A 16,696-nucleotide genomic window follows, 5' to 3' on the forward strand; every position below is an offset into this window, starting at 1 on the left:
ATTTTTTTATAAAAATGTTTGTTTTTTGAGGTAAAAAATATGTCTTTTTAAGTGGTTTTTATGAATTATCAAATATGAAGATTATTTGATATTATTGTGCTGTAATAAGAGTTCCATATAATGATATATGTTTTATTGAGTGTATGCTGTAGCGTTTTGGTTGGTGTTTTGATAAAAATAGCCCGTAAGAGGAGTGTTGACGTACAACAGATGGTGTTGTGGAACTATCCGACTACCGTTGCGCTCACTTATTTTCTTTTCCGACCGGAGATTGGGGTGTTGCAAGAGGTTACATTGCCTTATCTATATTATTTGCCTTTGGCAATCATGTTGCCTTGTCTTTTTATCTTTATAGCGTTAGCGGTAAGATATAGTGGTATTGTAAAGACCGATGTGGCACAGCGTATGTCGCTGTTTATACCGCTTATTGCTTCTTTTGTACTCTTTAATGAAGCGGTACAAGTTCGGAAGATTATAGGAATCCTTATCGGGGTAGTAGCCGTGATCTGTTCTGTGAGCTGGCGTAATCATGAGGATAAGCCGAACAGCAAGAATATATATCCTTTTATTGTTTTTATAGGTATGGGATTTATAGATATTCTTTTCAAGCAGGTGGCTCAATATAAGAATATTCCGTATACTACTTCCATGTTTTTGGTGTTTGTGGGGGCAATGATTTTTGCTTTTATGATATTATTATATTTCAGCTGGACTAATCGACAAAGGTGGGATAAAGACGCTATACTTTGGGGATTGTTTTTAGGATTGTTTAATTTTGCAAATATCTACTACTATATGCGGGCACATAGAGCCATTTCTGATAATCCTTCCATCGTATTTACGGCGATGAATGTAGGGGTAATAGTTTTGGGCAGTTTGGTGGGAGTATTTGTTTTTAAGGAGAAATTGACTTTGTTGAACAAGATTGGACTGCTTTTGGCGGTTATATCGATTATATTAATAGCATATCTGTGAGTCTATTTGAAGATACGTATCTGACTATAGAAGAACCTGCGGAAGGCATTTTTAAGGATAAGGGCAGTAAATTTATTGCGTATGCTTTTCCATTTAGGGATGAGAATCAGCTGAAAGAGATTATCGCAGGTGTAAAGGCTGAGCATCCAAAGGCTCGTCATCACTGTTGGGCATATAGACTTACTCCCGATCGGTCGATTTATAGGGTAAACGATGATGGGGAGCCTTCCGGTACGGCAGGCCGTCCTATTTTAAATGTCCTTCTTTCCAAAGATGTCACTAATATTCTGGTCGTGGTGGTCCGTTACTTTGGAGGTACCCTACTTGGTGTGCCCGGCTTAATCAACGCTTATAAGACGGCGACACAAGAAGCCCTTGAGAATGCCATTATCCTCGAGCGTACCGTAAATGATGTTTACTGCATAGAGTTTGAATACCTTTCGATGAATGACGTGATGCGAGTCATTAAAGAAGAAGGTATTACGGTATTGAATCAACAGTTTGATAACTCGTGCTCCATGACGGTGGAGATGCGTAAGATGCAGGTCAATACTTTTATTCAGAAGATGGAAAAGATTGATGGGGTAAAGACCACTTATCTTAAGACGCTTTAGTTAGGTGATAAGCCTTTGCGCATAGAGTCAAACTTCAACAGAATAAATAGAAGTATAGTAAAGCTCCATAATGAAGACCCTCCGTAGCTGATAAAAGGAAGAGGAATACCTATAACAGGAACTATACCTATGGTCATGCCAATATTGATAAAGAAGTGGAAGAATAGGATGGAGGCCACCCCATAGGCATAAACACGAGCAAAGGTGGTCCGCTGTCGTTCTGCGATATGTATTATCCGGAATAGAAGGAATACATATAAAGCTATCAATGTTACGCAGCCGACAAAGCCCCATTCTTCGCCAATAGTACAAAATATAAAGTCTGTACTTTGTTCGGGCACGAAATTGTATTTAGTCTGTGTCCCTTGCAAATACCCCTTGCCGAAGAGTTTTCCCGAACCAATAGCAATCTTGGATTGATTCAGGTTGTAACCTTGACCTTTTGGGTCATCCATCTTTCCTAATATGATGTCAATGCGGTTACGTTGGTGCGGCTGAAGGATTTTTTCGTAAGCGAAATCTACACTCATGACAAAGACGCTGGCCACGGCGAAGATGATGCTGAGATCAATGATATATTTTCTTTTCTTCCCTAAAAGAAAAATGAAAAGCACACAGATGGCTGCTATAATTCCTATCAGAATCCATTGGTTTATAAGAAGAGCCATGATGAAAAGCAGGATGGCCAATCCTCCAAAAATCAGTAGTTTGGTGCCTACATACCCTTCTCTGTAGAATACAAAAATGAGAGAGAAGAAGGCTAAAGCAGAACCCGTGTCCGGTTGCAACATGACTAGGAAAACGGGAAAAAGTACGATGCTGGCACCTATTAACAGTGCTTTAAAGCTTGGAAGCTTGTTGGTCTGTGTATTAAGGTAATAGGCAAGCAATAGACAGGTGGCCAGCTTACCAAATTCAGAAGGCTGCAGACGGAAACTTCCCAGAGGTATCCAGGCTTGGTTACCTCCCACATTGCGTCCTATCACGAGCACTGCGATAAGAAGAAGAATGACCACAAAATAGATGAAGGGCGGTGCCGAATAGAAAAAGCGTTGGTCGATGATAAGTATGCTGAAACCGATAATCAAGGCTGTGAAGATGTAAATAGACTGCTTGCCATAGTTGGTAGCCATATTAAAGATGCCCGGATTTTCTGCATCATATACGGCTGCATGGATGTTGAACCAGCCGATAAGGCACAGCGTGAACCAGAGGCATATAGTTACCCAGTCAATTCTTCCCAAAAAACCTTTCTTATCATTGTGCATAATTTTTTCTGACTTGGCTATGATGAACTAAGATATTTGACTCTTTATTCTCTTGATATGCAACTTGTTTGTTGGCAGTTGTTGAATCTTTCTTCGAATTGTTATCTTGTTTATCTGTTTTTTTCACTTCCGGTGTGCTTTTCTTTTTGAATGGCAGGATGTTCGTATTCATTATTCTATCCTGCACATGCTTGGACATGGATATGGTATCGCGAATATATTTTTCCACGATCATACTGGCAATAGGGGCAGCCCAAGTTCCTCCATACCCTGCATTTTCGACGAAGACGGCGATCGCGATTTTAGGGTTTTCGCGCGGTGCAAAAGCAAAAAACACAGAATGGTTTTCGCCGTGTGGATTTTGGACGGTTCCTGTTTTGCCACACATCTCAATTCCTGGGATTCGGGCGCCGGCAGCGGTACCACTGGAAACGGCACGACTCATCCCTTCGATTACAGGTTCGTAATATTGAGCGTCCACGCCCGCCCATATTTTTTCGGTAAACTCCTTTTTGACGATTTTCTTCTGTCCTATACCTTTGATAAGGTGAGGACGGTAATAATAGCCGCGGTTTGCTACTATCGCCATCACATTGGCCATCTGAAGAGGTGTGATGCCGAGCTCTCCCTGACCGATAGATAAAGAAATATTAAATGATGAAGCCCACTTGTTACTTCTGAACCGTTTGGTGTAATATTCGGCAGGATAGATGTTGCCACCCTTTTCTCCAGGAAGGTCAATACCCAAAGGATTTCCTAAGCCAAATTTCATTAGTGACTCTCGCCAAAGTTCGTATGCCTTATATGGAGGCATTCCTCTGGATTCCAGCATACGAGCATATACATATCCGTAGTAGGTGTTACACGAATTTTGGATGGATTTTACGAGGTCTGTAGTACCGTCCACATGGGTACAGCGCATTTTGGCACCATTCACATAATATCCCCCAGGGCAAAAGAAGGTTGTCTTAGCGTTAATAACACCGGCTTGTTGGGCTGTAAGGGCTGCAATAACTTTAAATGCTGATCCCGGAGGGTAGGAGGCCTGAATAGGTCTGTTGAACATAGGTTTGTTCGGATCCCTGAGCAACTTCATATAGTTGTTGCCCCGCTCACGTCCTACCATAAGGTTAGGATTGTAGGAAGGGCTGCTCACATAGACCAATATTTCTCCGGTAGAAGGTTCTATAGCCACGATAGAGCCCGATTTGTTGCGCATGAGCTTTTCTGCTAGTATTTGAAGGTCTTTATCCAATGAAGATATAAGGCCTTCCCCGGCAACAGCCAGCGTATCGTACTTGCCGTTCATGAAGGAGCCTTGCGGTCTATTCAGGGCGTCCACCATCAGGTTTTTAACCCCTCGGGTGCCACGTAGGAGCTCCTCATAGGAACGTTCTACTCCAGAGGCGCCGATATAATCTCCTGCGCGGTAGAAGCCGTTGGAACGCTCAATATCTTTTTCGTTTACCTCCTGAATATATCCTAAGAATTGGGCTGCTATGCTGTCCGGATAGGTCCGGATATTTCTATCAACGGTGTAAAAACCGTTGAACTTGTCCATATGTTCTTGCAAAACGGCAAACGTCTCTTTAGGGATAAGCTTTTCGAAAATGGATGCTCGGTAAGGAGAGTGTTCACGAGCTTTTTTCATTCTTTTTTCAAAGCCCTCCTTATCTATGCCCAGAAGATTACATAGTAGAAGAGTGTCAATATTTTTTGCTTCTTTAGGGATGACCATAAGATCATACACTGGTTCATTCTGTACCAGAATCTTGCCATTGCGATCCAAGATAATCCCTCGAGCAGGATATTCTATTACTTTACGTAGGACGTTGTTATTGGCTGATAATAAATAAGAATCGTCGATGATCTGGAGATAGAACAATCGAGCGATAAGAGTTAAGGCAACTATCAGAATAATTCCTTGTATGATATATTTTCGCTGAAAAAAACTATTCATAATAATTCCTTATTAATTGCTCAATATCCGTGTTTTTTTCTGATATGTCAGCAAACTAATGATGAAGATGACAATACAAGTCATCAAAGAACTTAGTACGACACTTAATAATGTCTGTAAGATATTCGAAAAAGAAAAAGATTCTACCAAAAATAGTACGAGATGATGGATGAATGTCCCTAAAAGGATATAGGTACTGTACCATTTTAATCCTCTGCTTCCCCACGATGGAGTATTGAAGGAGCTTCTCTCTTCGACTTCGATGGTGATGTTGTGAAAGAATATCCTGAAAAAAGCTAAAGCTACGCAAGCCGAAGCGTGAATCCCTATACTGTCGTAGAAAGCGTCCACACACAAGCCGGTCAAGAAGGCTAATACGTATAAGACCAAGTTGGGTATTCCTATAGGTAACAACAGGATGATAAGGATATACGGATAGGTTACAGCTATATTATAATATCCGAAGTTTTTCAATACAGCTACTTGCAGAATCAGTAATATTACAAATCGAATAATGTTATATATAATTACTTTAGCCATTGTTGTCGTTTCCCGCTTCGAGTTCCAGCTTTTCTTTCGCTAATTTATCTTTAACAATATAGACGTGATGCAGTTGCTCAAATTTAGTCGTCAGTAAGATGCGTACATCTTTAAACGACCCTCCGCTTACAATATCTGTCTGTACGATATGACCTACTTTTATGCCTTTCGGAAATTTAGTGGAATATCCGGAGGTGAAGATAGGTTGACCTATATAAAGCTTGACGTGATTCGGAATATCTCTAACCATTGCAAAGCGGGGCTCGGTATTGTTTCCCCATACAAGAGAACCAAAAGCTGTAGCATTGGAATCAATGGTTACGGAAATTTTTGTGTCCGGATGTAATAGTGATTTGATGGTGCTAAAGTGAGGAGAAACGTTTTGAACGGTTCCTACCACACCGTTAGAGGTTATTACACCCATATCTTTTTCAATACCATCAAGAGATCCTTTGTCTATGGTGATATAATTGCTTCGGTGATGTACACTGTTGTTTACTACTGAAGCAACTATAAATTCGTATCTATTGTGATCTATATCTTTGGGAAGGGAGTCCAAAAACAGAGCATGTTTTGCACTGTCTTTATCTAGGAGATTTTGCAGATGATAGCGCAACAATGCATTTTCATCCATCAGATCTTTGTTGGTTTCTGCCAAGTGCATATATCCTTTCCAAGAATTCACTTTGGCGTAGAAAGAGCCTACAACAATATTGGAAGAGTTGATAAATGCAGATCGCTGATAGTTATTGTTGTTTATTACTAACACTAGAGAAAACACGAAAAAGAGGATAAACCAAAAGGTGGAGTTGTATCGGACCAGAAAAAGCCACAAATTTTTCATGTCTCAAATGTTCAGTAATGTAATTGTTATTAATAAGTACGCGATATTGAAAAAGTTGGACTTTTCAATATCGCGTAAAGATATACCTAAGCAACTCTATTATTGCATTAAGAATTTAAATCTACCGATATTTTTCAGTGCAATACCTGTACCGCGTACTACTGCACGTAGTGGATCTTCTGCCACATGAACTGGCAATTTGGTTTTTGCCTGAATACGTTTGTCCAAACCTCGTAAGAGTGCACCACCACCAGTCAAGTAAATACCGGTCTGATAAATATCTGCAGACAACTCCGGAGGAGTGATCTCCAACGCTTTGAGGATAGCTTCCTCGATTTTAGAGATAGATTTGTCCAGACAGTGGGCAATCTCTGTATAGGAAACGGTAATCTGTTTAGGAATACCGGTCATCAAGTCTCTACCTTGTACGGCGAAGTCTGCCGGAGGGTCAGACAGCTCAGGAAGGGCTGCACCTACTTCAATTTTGATTTTTTCGGCAGTACGCTCACCGATCATGATGTTGTGCTGACGACGGATATACTGAACGATATCAGAATCGAAGTTGTCTCCCGCCACACGGATGGACTGGTCACAAACGATACCCGACAAGGCTATTACCGCAATCTCTGTAGTACCCCCACCAATATCGATAATCATATTTCCTACAGGTTCTTCTACGTCAATGCCGATACCTACTGCGGCTGCCATAGGTTCGTGAATGAGGTACACTTCTTTGGCGCCAGCAATTTCTGCCGAGTCACGTACGGCACGTTTTTCAACCTCGGTGATACCTGAAGGAATACATATCACCATACGTAAGGAAGGGAAAAACCATGATTTACCGTTATTTATCATTTTTACCATCCCGCGGATAAGGGCTTCGGCAGCAGTAAAGTCTGCTATTACACCATCACGCAGAGGCCTTACTGTTCGTATATTGTCGTGGGTTTTACCTTCCATCTGCATGGCTTGCCTTCCAATAGCGATGACCTTGTTTGTCGTACGGTCAAAGGCCACTATCGAAGGTTCATCCACTACTACTTTATCGTTATGTATAATTAGGGTGTTTGCTGTCCCTAAGTCAATCGCAACTTCTTGCGTAAACCAATTGAATAAACCCATTTAAAAAGTCCTGATTCTTTGTAAAAAATTTGAACAAAAATAATCAAAAAAAACCGATAATGTTAAAAGCTATTTGATAAAAACTGTTAATTCTTGTCGCAAAAAATTGGTATTAGATTTATAATTTTTTCGTCAAGATGAATGTGAATCTACTATTTTTTATTCTATTTCGACATTTATATAAAAGTTAAACGTGTCAATTATCAGATTATCAATGTTTAAGTTTTCGATATCTATTTTTTGGAAGGTATCGGTCAGTTCGATAAGGTCCATTTGGCCTTTCAGACCTAATAATACAGGCATGCGGAAATTTTCGACCTGAGCTTTCCAGCGTCCATAAACTTTTCCATCGGTTCCTTGTTTTACTAGGAGAGTAGGGATGCTATTGGTTTTCAGGTACTGCTCGAATATTTTATCGAAGCTTTTTCCTGTGTACTGATTCATATAGTTTAATATATCATTGTAATCTACCTGTTTTAATCTAAAGTCTTTGTTCATGTCGCGAAGTAGATTTCTCCATTTGATGTCATCATTGACTATGGTTCGAATCATGTTAAGGATTACACCTCCTTTGTTGTACATGTCACCCGATCCTTCTTTATTTACGTGGTAAGGCCCTTGGATAGGTTTATCGTTCAGGATGCTGCGTCGGTTTCCGTATATATACTCCTGAGCAGCTTCCTTGCCGTAAAAATATTCTATAAACAGCGCTTCGGAATAGTTGGTGAAGCTTTCGTGAATCCACATGTCGGCTATATCTTTGGCAGTGATATTGTTGCCAAACCATTCATGTCCACTTTCGTGGACAACGATGAAGTCCCATTTCTTTCCCCATCCTGTGCCGGACCCATCTCTTCCTAAATAGCCGTTCAAAAACTTGTTACCATACGCTATGGCCGATTGGTGTTCCATGCCTAGATGTGCCGTTTCTACTATTTTATAGCTATCTTCATAAAAGGGGTACGGCCCGAACCAATATTCAAAGGCTTCTATGGCCTGTCTGACATTTTTGCCAAGATGTTCTTTTTTGTCTTCGCTGTTATTTTCTTTAAGGATATAATAGACAACATCGAGCTCTCCCTTTTCACCTTTAATCTTTTCATTGAAAGTGATGTAATCACCAATGTTTACAGCAACATTATAATTGTTTATGGGGTTAACAACTTTCCAATGATATTTGGTATAGCCGTTGTTTAGTGGTTCTACCTTTTCAAGGCGGCCGTTAGAGACGTTGATAAGTCCATTCGGTACAGCCACGGAAATTCTCATGCTGTCCGGTTCGTCGGACTGATGGTCCTTGTTGGGCCACCAAGCACTGGCTCCTAAGCCTTGTACGGCTGTAGCTACGAAAGGTTTGCCGTTGGAATCCTTTTTCCAGTCGAATCCTCCAATCCAAGGAGCCCGCGTAGCTTGTATAGGGTTTCCTGAATAATAAACGGTAAACGAGTCTGTCTTTCCGCGCTTGATTTTCTTGGGAAAATGTACGAACACCGCGTGATGCTGGCGGTCGAATTTGAGGTTTTTGCCGCGGTAAACGATTCTGTCGATGGATAGATTGTCAAAAAGGTCTATCTGTAGGGTCTTAAAATCCTCGACAGTCTTAAACCTTATAAGATTCGATCCGGAGATATATTTCTTGTCAATGTCAACCTGTATATCCAAGTGATAGTACTGTACATCATAGCAAGTACGTAGGGGTGTCAACTGCCCCCGCAAGGAATCAGCCTTTGTAAATAAATCTTTGGCCAGCATAAGCTGCGCTTTCGCGGTGGTGGATGCTAAGAATAAAGTTCCTGCAGCAAAGAATGAAAGAAATAGTTTATTCATGGATTTCAATATAATCTTCGGTTTTAGGAATTTTATTCATGAATTCTTTCCAACTTTTGGGGATGGTTGTCAGTTTTCTTTTTTCGAGGTCCAGCCATGCTCCGTCCACATTGACTGTAGCGGCTATGCTGTTATCTCCTTTGATAATCTGATGGCGGAAGGAAAACCTGCCGTTTATGGTGTTGAACTTGCTAAGCGCCGTGCTTACCTTGATATATTCGTCAAGTCTTACTTCTCTGTGATAAACCAATTCTTCACGGAAAAGTATAGGACCTATATTATATTGAGCAAACTCGTCCAGAGAAAGTCCTATGCGGTTGAGCATATTGCTTCGTGCTTGAGCGCAGAAATCCGCATAAGCGGAATGCCGTAAATGTCGGTTTGCATCTATCTGAGCCCAAAGAACTTGGCCTTCGTAAAATATGTTGTCCATAAGTATTGTCTTAAAAGGTTTCCTAAATATAAGAAAACGTTTTAAAAAGACGAGCTTAGAGGAAATAAAGCACAAGGCGATATGAAATAAACATATCGCCTTGTGCTCATAAAGTATTTTGTTGAATGTTATTGCGCTCCTGATGCAAGTTGCATAAGTATGGCTGTCAGCCAGCCTGCATAGGTTCCTATGGCATAGCTGAACACAGAAAGGATTACTCCGACAGATATCAACGAAGGGTGAAACGCAGCCGACATTACTGAAGCCGAAGCAACGCCTCCCACATTGGACATACTGCCCACGGCAAAGTAGAAATAAGGAATTTTGAAAATCTTAGCAACGATAAATAACAACAAAGCATGGAAGGATATCCATAGTATTCCAACAATAAATAATCCCGGATTGTCAAGAATTGCTAAAATATCCATTTGCATGCCTATTGTTACAATCAACATGTATAACAAGACGGTACCCAGTTTGGATGCACCATAATTTTCATAATGGCGTGCTCGGGTGAAGGATAAGCAAATGCTGAATATGGTTGAGAAAAGGATAATCCAGAAAAAAGTGTTTGTAAGGGAAAAGGTAGAAAGCTGAGGGTAGTTTTCCGAAACGTACTGAGCTACCGGCTCCGCTAAGTAAGTGGCCAATCCCGTTCCAGCGAACGCTAAGGCAAGCATGATGATGATATGCTTGGCCTCCGGCATTCTAGCATTTTCTTTGGCTCTTTTTTCCAGCTTTTTTTTCAGATAATCCACGTCCGAAGAGTCGGCCTTCAATAGCGCGTCCATCTTTTTACTTTGGCCGGCCCCATAAAGCAAAATTGCCATCCACATATAGGCAACAAAGGCATCAACCGCAATTATAGCAGAAAATAGGTGTGGAGAAGGCTGTAAAATTTCTTTCAATGCCACTTGGTTGGCACTTCCTCCGATCCACGAACCTGCAAGGGATCCCAATCCTCGCCAAACGGCATCAGGCCCAGTACCGCCCACAACTTCGGGTGCGACCAAAGAGGTAAGCCATACGGCTAATGGCCCTCCAACGACTATACCTATTGTTCCGGTGATGAACATTAACCCTGATCTTTTGCGGAGAGCCCACATCTCTTTGAGATCTAAATTTAATATAAACAATATTAAACAGGCAGGAAGAAAATAACGGCTCCCTATGGTCGTAAGAGGAGAGTTTTCTCCGTCAAAAACATTGAAAGAATTAAGCAGTCCCGGAAGGAAATAACATAGGAGCAGAGGAGGAAAGATATCGTAGAATTTTTGAATAAAGGGGTTCTTGATGCCAGAAGTATAGAAGACTAATCCTAGGATAGTCATCAAAATCCCAACAATAACGGTGTTATTTGTAATTAAAGGTTCTATAGTTTGCACGTTTTCCATGATTTTCTCTAAAACACCGTGAAAATATGCAATATTTTTGACCTTTTTTGGTTTAATTTTAAAATAAAGAGACTCATGTTAATACTTTTTTACGCAAAATGATTTGTATCTTATGGCGTAGAAGAATGCGTTGTGAGTCCTGATAAATATTAATTATTATTGTGTAACCTTAACCTAACCCCAAAAAGAGTATATGAGTAAGATAAGAGTTTTAGTGGTTGGCTGTGGCAATATGGGGGCTTCCCATGCGAAAGCCTATCACGATATGTCGGAATTTGAAATTATAGGTCTTGTGTCCAGAGGTGATAGCAAGAACGAATTGCAGAAAAAACTGCAGTCAGACTATCCACTTTTTGATGATTATGAGAAAGCTTTGAAAGCTACAAAGCCGGATGCTGTCTGTATTTCCACCTATCCGGACACACACGAAGTATATGCTATTAAGGCTTTTGAGCAAGGAGCTCATGTATTTATTGAGAAACCTTTGGCTGATACAGTAGAAGGAGCGCAGCGTGTCATAGAGGCGGCCCAAAGAGCTAATAAGAAACTTGTGGTAGGCTATATTTTAAGGCATCATCCTTCCTGGATGCGTTTTATCGAAGAAGGGAAAAAATTAGGGACGCCTTTGGTTTTTCGTATGAATCTGAACCAACAAAGCCATGGCTATATGTGGGATGTACATCGTAACTTAATGAAAAGTTTAAGTCCTATAGTGGATTGTGGGGTTCATTATATTGATGTAATGTGCCAGATGACGGATGCTAGGCCTGTGGCAGTAAGTGCTATAGGAGCTAGACTTACAGAGGATATCCCACATGATAATTATAATTATGGACAACTACAGATACGTTTTGATGATGGCAGTGTGGGGTGGTATGAAGCAGGATGGGGTCCTATGGTGAGTCAAACGGCATTCTTCGTAAAAGACGTCTTTGGACCTAGAGGATCTGTTTCCATCATAGCGCAGAGCGCCTCCAAAGATGGTGCGTCAGATTCCGTAGAGTTCCACACCAAGACTGAGTCTATCCGTGTACATCATGCCGATATCGACGCACATAACAATTTTGTAAAAGAAGATGAATGGATTAACCTTGAAGATGAACCCGATCATCAGGAACTTTGCAACAGAGAACAACGCTTTTTCTATGATGCCATCATCCACGACAGAGACCTTACAAAGTCCATGCAAGATGCACTCAACAGCCTGCGTATAGCGATGGCTTGCGATGAAAGTGTTAAAACCGGAAAAATTATCTCTTTATAAACGAGTAAGAGCCGATAAAGTTATCGGCTCTTCTTGCTCTATTAAGACTATGGAATGTTCAGGTATTTATGGGTTTGCAAAGAAATATTCCATTTCGGGTTTTCTTTGACATATTCTATTATTAAAGGCGTAATTTCTGACGCCTTGGACCATTCAGGCTGAAGGTAAAGTTTACAGTCTGGACCTACAAGCTTGGCATGGTCTTCAGCCCATTTGAAATCGCTTTTGTTGAATACAATAACTTTGAGCTCCCCCGCTACTTTAAGGATTTCTGGTCTTGGCGCTTTGAATTTTTTTGGCGAAAGACAAATCCAATCCCATGTACCCGAAAGAGGATAGGCCCCGGAAGTTTCTATATGCGTTTTTATTCCTTGATTTTTTAACTGCTGTGTTAAATAGTCTAGATTATAGATAAGGGGTTCACCTCCGGTCACCACTACCGTCTTAGCGGGATAAATAGATGCATTTTCCACTATTCTGTCTGTCGCTGTCAGTGGATGAAGCTCTGCATCCCAACTTTCTTTGACGTCACACCAATGGCAACCGATATCACATCCTCCCAATCGAATAAAATATGCTGCTTTTCCGGTATGATATCCTTCTCCCTGTAAGGTGTAAAACTCCTCCATCAGAGGCAATAGTGTTCCGTCTTCTGGTACTTGATGTGACATTTAAAATTATTTTGCGTGCAAAGTTACGGATAATAATATTAATTTCATGTCATTAAATGGATTGCAGCCAATTATAAACGGAAGAAGTAGAGGCTATATAAAGCGCCACAAAATACGTATATTTATAATAACTGACTAATTACTAACCCGGGATGAACTGGAAGGTAAAGGTTCTCTTCATTATACTATTTCTATTATGTGGTTTACGAACTACATTATGGGCGGATGGATCAAAAGATCTTTATCCTCGAGGAGTACGCGGTACCAGAGCCATGCTCGAACCCCATATTCTTAATCAAGCCAATTCCAATGCTGCGCGCTTCTATAACCATGCGCGTCACTTTGTTTACGCCAAAATGAACGAAACCATTGCTGTTGCGTCTAGTGCTATGGGAGTTGGCGCTGGTGGCATACGCATCATGAGCCCAACAGGTGTTACCACAGAATATTTCGGTCCTTTGGGTAGAATAGTAGGTAGTGGAGGCCTAACAAATCGGGAAGCTGAGCTTGCTGGTCCTAGGGCAGGCTATACACCTTATGAGTTTGCAGTGAATGAAGAGGGTATCTGGACAGTAGAATTTATCAGTCCGGTGAATAATACGGGAGGCAACTTTTCTCCTACGTTGGTAGCTGCGGACGACGAGTGGGCACAAAGTGCGAATTCCAATTTTATAAGTGCTTGGGATATTTCTGTACGTAATGCCTCCGATACAGAATGGATTTCAGGACGAGTATATACAAATGTACTGAACCTTTATATGAACGGAGGGTTGATGAATAGTGAGGATTACGGATTTTTCGGGGTGAATTATGTGTTGACGAGAGACGGAAATCTTTACAAAGTTGACGGAAATGGTTTTATAGGACTTCGGTTTACTTATTTTGTCAATAATTCCGGATTTCTTGACGATAATGGTAATCCAAGTTATAAAAGTTCAAGTGCAGGTTATGGCGCTAGGATTCACAATCCTAATGATCCGGATGTCAATTCGCAATATGTAACACATAAGATGTTTTATGCTTTGCCGAGCATAGACTTGCCTAGCAGCGGAGTCGGTTTTTTCGGCGAAACATGGCTGCTAAGGGATCCTCTTACCGCGACTGTAAGTAATATTCGAATAGGATCCTCTGAAAATACTATTCAGCATGTAAATACTAAAGGAATGTTTATACATTTTGAAACTAATTATGCGGGAAGGTATAGGGTCAATATTAAGAGTAAGAGTCCTACCTTTAATTTCCCTCCTAAGGACATTATTGTCTATGCTGAAATGGGAGATAATAAAGTGTTTTGGGATGGATTGGACGGAGAAGGGAAGTATCTCCCTATAGGTAAATATGATATAGATGTTACTGTTGCAATGATAGAAGGAGAAGTCCATTTTCCATATTTCGATATGGAAATCAATCCGCGTGGTCTTTTGCTATACCGTATAGATAGAGCAGGAGCAACGATAGGTCCTGCTACCATATATTGGGATGACAGTAAAATCCCTTTGGGTCCTAATGTAGAAGAACACTCCAACCCGCTGGTCAATCTTTCCGGAATTCCTAGTAATGTGAATGGACACCGTTGGGGAACGTACAGTGTCACTACACCCGCAACCAATCAGAATATTAACAACAACTTTTATACGGGGGCTAATAGCTTTGGAAACAATATGGCTATGGACACGTGGTCCTATGCGGTGCAAATAGAAGAAAAGATGGAGAAAGAGATTCTAGTGGAAATAGCCGATCTGGAGACAGTAAGCATTGAGGCTAATAGGGACACTATCGAACTTAATGAACAAGTTGAATATAAGGTTATAGTAAAAAACAATGGTCCTTCACATGCCCTAGGTAGCCGATATGAATTTGATCTTCCCCAAGGATTTTTTATAGATAATGTAACTTACCAAACCAATGGATGTGCGGTAATAACATCTCAACAGTTTAATCAGCATTCGCTTCGAACAATAATGGATATAGACAATGGCTGTGTGGTGATTCTTACCATAACAGCACACGCCAACAATGTGCCGGATGAGACCTATGGATATGTTCGTGCCTTGGCAGGTATGGTTCGGCCTCCAGGATATATAGATCCGGATGCTACTTCTTCTGATATTACTATTGATAGACCTTTATCTGCTCAGGAAGAATGTGCTCCTACGGAATGTAATAACATCAAAATTCATGACGAAGTGTTTTTGTTGGAACCATACAATGAAAGAGGAAAGATTGCTTTGTTGAAAACCGCTAACCATATTGACCGAAACGGCTCCGGCTTTCAGGAGGAAGGAGAAGAAATTGAGTATGTTTTTACGATTAGGAATACTGGTTTGGTGGCGGTAAAAGATTTTCAGCTAACGGATAGTCTTCTAAATGTTTTTGCAGATGACGTGAATGTTACCCTCTTGCCAGAGGAAGAATACTCCTTTTCAAGACGCTATACCATAAGAAAGTCCGATATAGAGCGTGGATATGTCTTGAATCAGGCGTTGGTGATAGGAAAGAACCCTCGAGGGTTTGATGTGAAAGACTTGTCCGGCACATCCTTCGATAATAACAACATTACAAGAATAGATATCGCACCTGCACCTTATTTTCGCTTAAGACTGAGTGTGACAAATACAGGCACAGGCGAGAATAATCAATTTACCATAGGAGATACCATACGCTTTGAATATACCGTTAAACATGAGGGAGTAGTTTCTATTCAGCAGCTCAGGGTGCAACATGATTTAGTAATGTCAGATCCGGTAGTAACTTATGATTTTACTTTACAAAACAGGGATTTACGCTTTAATTCACAGTATGTTATAACAGAAGAAGACATTCAGAGGGGGGCTATTGTTACATCAGCATCCTTATGGGGCAGGGACACTAAATATGGAAATGAACTGAGAGATTTATCCGGATTGACATTTGAAGATGACCAGAGCCTTGTTATCCCATTAGCGACAGCGCCTACGGCCGTAGCCGATCGGATTGCTTTGTATCAGGGACAGGAAAAAGAACTTAACATTTTAGATAATGACCGTAAAGGATCCAGTGAGTGGAACTCCGGAAAAATTGAGATTATCGAAGCTCCGAGTATGGGTAATGTTCGGGTGGAAGGAATAAAAGTATTTTACAAACAGCATGACAACTTTGAGTCGGGAGAAGATTATTTCACCTATCGTATCGTGGATAACAGTCGGTTGGCAAGTAATGCTGTTAGGGTGGATCTCACGATTCTGAAGACCTCACCTCAAGCCGTAGATGATTATTTTGTGCAGCCGTACAATGGTAAGATTCAACTTTCTGTGACGAGAAATGATTTTGTGGAATATTCGGAAATTGATGCGGAAAGTGTGAGAATCATCAGCAATCCTTCCCACGGTAGTTTGAGATATCAGGGTAATGGTATCTTCATCTATGAATCCGAAAAGACGTTCTCGGGAATAGATCAATTTACCTATATTGTACGTGATAAAAATGGCAACTGGTCTGAGGAAGCTACTGTACAGATAGAGGTAGCAGGTCTTGTGTTGCCAAACGTCATCACACCCAATGGTGACGGCTATAACGATACATTCGAAATCATAGGGTTATATAAATATGATAGATGTGAGTTCCAAGTGTTTGATCGTTTCAAAAATGTAATCTATAGTAATGACAATTACAAAAATGATTGGGTGGTACAGCCTAATGTAACTGACGGTACTTACTTCTATCTGGTAAGACTGTGGGACAAAGAAAAGAAACCTACCGTTATAAAGGGACATGTCCTCATCACGCGGGAAAAGCTGCGGTAGCC

General features: G+C 40.8%; 13 protein-coding genes. 4 read left to right on the forward strand and 9 right to left on the reverse strand.

Annotated elements, in window-relative coordinates; all coding sequences use genetic code 11:
• Positions 1 to 120 precede the first annotated feature (120 nt).
• Positions 121 to 975 (forward strand): EamA family transporter, encoded by an 855-nt coding sequence (locus ABD873_RS10170; protein WP_345068003.1) that lies wholly within the window; start codon positions 121 to 123, stop codon positions 973 to 975.
• Positions 972 to 1,589 carry an IMPACT family protein gene (locus tag ABD873_RS10175; RefSeq protein WP_345068005.1) on the forward strand — a complete coding sequence of 206 codons (618 nt, stop codon included), beginning with the start codon at positions 972 to 974 and terminating at the stop codon, positions 1,587 to 1,589. The genes ABD873_RS10170 and ABD873_RS10175 overlap by 4 nt, the downstream gene beginning before the upstream one ends.
• Here the strand turns inward: ABD873_RS10175 and rodA are convergent.
• The 8 genes from rodA to ABD873_RS10215 form a co-directional block, all read right to left on the reverse strand.
• On the reverse strand, positions 1,586 to 2,857 hold the full coding sequence (rodA, locus tag ABD873_RS10180) for a rod shape-determining protein RodA (RefSeq protein WP_345068007.1): 1,272 nt from the start codon (positions 2,855 to 2,857) through the stop codon (positions 1,586 to 1,588). The genes ABD873_RS10175 and rodA overlap by 4 nt on opposite strands.
• The gene (mrdA, locus tag ABD873_RS10185; RefSeq protein WP_345068009.1) at positions 2,847 to 4,817 is read right to left on the reverse strand and encodes a penicillin-binding protein 2; all 1,971 of its coding nucleotides are present in this window, start codon (positions 4,815 to 4,817) and stop codon (positions 2,847 to 2,849) included. The genes rodA and mrdA overlap by 11 nt, the downstream gene beginning before the upstream one ends.
• A gap of 12 nt (positions 4,818 to 4,829) precedes the next feature.
• Entirely contained in the window at positions 4,830 to 5,357 is a 528-nt protein-coding gene (locus ABD873_RS10190) for a rod shape-determining protein MreD (RefSeq protein ID WP_345068011.1), read from the reverse strand.
• Positions 5,350 to 6,201 carry a rod shape-determining protein MreC gene (mreC, locus tag ABD873_RS10195; protein ID WP_345068013.1) on the reverse strand — a complete coding sequence of 284 codons (852 nt, stop codon included), beginning with the start codon at positions 6,199 to 6,201 and terminating at the stop codon, positions 5,350 to 5,352. The genes ABD873_RS10190 and mreC overlap by 8 nt, the downstream gene beginning before the upstream one ends.
• A gap of 99 nt (positions 6,202 to 6,300) precedes the next feature.
• Positions 6,301 to 7,323: a rod shape-determining protein gene (locus ABD873_RS10200; RefSeq protein WP_345068015.1), complete on the reverse strand. Its 1,023-nt coding sequence runs from the start codon at positions 7,321 to 7,323 to the stop codon at positions 6,301 to 6,303.
• Positions 7,324 to 7,482: 159 nt separating this feature from the next.
• On the reverse strand, positions 7,483 to 9,150 hold the full coding sequence (locus tag ABD873_RS10205) for a M1 family metallopeptidase (protein WP_345068017.1): 1,668 nt from the start codon (positions 9,148 to 9,150) through the stop codon (positions 7,483 to 7,485).
• The gene (locus ABD873_RS10210; RefSeq protein ID WP_039053191.1) at positions 9,143 to 9,583 is read right to left on the reverse strand and encodes an acyl-CoA thioesterase; all 441 of its coding nucleotides are present in this window, start codon (positions 9,581 to 9,583) and stop codon (positions 9,143 to 9,145) included. The genes ABD873_RS10205 and ABD873_RS10210 overlap by 8 nt, the downstream gene beginning before the upstream one ends.
• 128 nt (positions 9,584 to 9,711) lie before the next feature.
• A complete protein-coding gene (locus ABD873_RS10215; protein WP_345068019.1) occupies positions 9,712 to 10,977 on the reverse strand; it encodes a DUF819 family protein in 1,266 nt (421 codons plus the stop codon).
• Positions 10,978 to 11,170: 193 nt separating this feature from the next.
• Between ABD873_RS10215 and ABD873_RS10220 the strand changes: the two genes are divergently transcribed.
• The gene (locus tag ABD873_RS10220; RefSeq protein WP_345068021.1) at positions 11,171 to 12,241 is read left to right on the forward strand and encodes a Gfo/Idh/MocA family protein; all 1,071 of its coding nucleotides are present in this window, start codon (positions 11,171 to 11,173) and stop codon (positions 12,239 to 12,241) included.
• Between the two features lie 47 nt (positions 12,242 to 12,288).
• On the opposite strand, the gene ABD873_RS10225 is transcribed toward ABD873_RS10220, so the two are convergent.
• Entirely contained in the window at positions 12,289 to 12,912 is a 624-nt protein-coding gene (locus ABD873_RS10225; protein ID WP_345068023.1) for a 7-carboxy-7-deazaguanine synthase QueE, read from the reverse strand.
• Between the two features lie 152 nt (positions 12,913 to 13,064).
• On the opposite strand from ABD873_RS10225, the gene ABD873_RS10230 reads away from it, so the two are divergent.
• Entirely contained in the window at positions 13,065 to 16,694 is a 3,630-nt protein-coding gene (locus ABD873_RS10230; protein ID WP_345068025.1) for a DUF7507 domain-containing protein, read from the forward strand.
• The last annotated feature ends 2 nt before the right edge of the window (positions 16,695 to 16,696 follow it).

The organism is Sphingobacterium thermophilum (assembly GCF_039541675.1).
GTDB lineage: Bacteria > Bacteroidota > Bacteroidia > Sphingobacteriales > Sphingobacteriaceae > Sphingobacterium > Sphingobacterium thermophilum.

Bases quoted from the DNA above. Each gene is read 5' to 3' on its own strand.
- ABD873_RS10170 (WP_345068003.1), top strand. From the start codon at position 121: ATGATATATGTTTTATTGAGTGTATGCTGTAGCGTTTTGGTTGGTGTT.
- rodA (WP_345068007.1), bottom strand. From the start codon at position 2,857: ATGCACAATGATAAGAAAGGTTTTTTGGGAAGAATTGACTGGGTAACT.
- mrdA (WP_345068009.1), bottom strand. From the start codon at position 4,817: ATGAATAGTTTTTTTCAGCGAAAATATATCATACAAGGAATTATTCTG.
- ABD873_RS10190 (WP_345068011.1), bottom strand. From the start codon at position 5,357: ATGGCTAAAGTAATTATATATAACATTATTCGATTTGTAATATTACTG.
- mreC (WP_345068013.1), bottom strand. From the start codon at position 6,201: ATGAAAAATTTGTGGCTTTTTCTGGTCCGATACAACTCCACCTTTTGG.
- ABD873_RS10200 (WP_345068015.1), bottom strand. From the start codon at position 7,323: ATGGGTTTATTCAATTGGTTTACGCAAGAAGTTGCGATTGACTTAGGG.
- ABD873_RS10205 (WP_345068017.1), bottom strand. From the start codon at position 9,150: ATGAATAAACTATTTCTTTCATTCTTTGCTGCAGGAACTTTATTCTTA.
- ABD873_RS10210 (WP_039053191.1), bottom strand. From the start codon at position 9,583: ATGGACAACATATTTTACGAAGGCCAAGTTCTTTGGGCTCAGATAGAT.
- ABD873_RS10215 (WP_345068019.1), bottom strand. From the start codon at position 10,977: ATGGAAAACGTGCAAACTATAGAACCTTTAATTACAAATAACACCGTT.
- ABD873_RS10220 (WP_345068021.1), top strand. From the start codon at position 11,171: ATGAGTAAGATAAGAGTTTTAGTGGTTGGCTGTGGCAATATGGGGGCT.
- ABD873_RS10225 (WP_345068023.1), bottom strand. From the start codon at position 12,912: ATGTCACATCAAGTACCAGAAGACGGAACACTATTGCCTCTGATGGAG.
- ABD873_RS10230 (WP_345068025.1), top strand. From the start codon at position 13,065: ATGAACTGGAAGGTAAAGGTTCTCTTCATTATACTATTTCTATTATGT.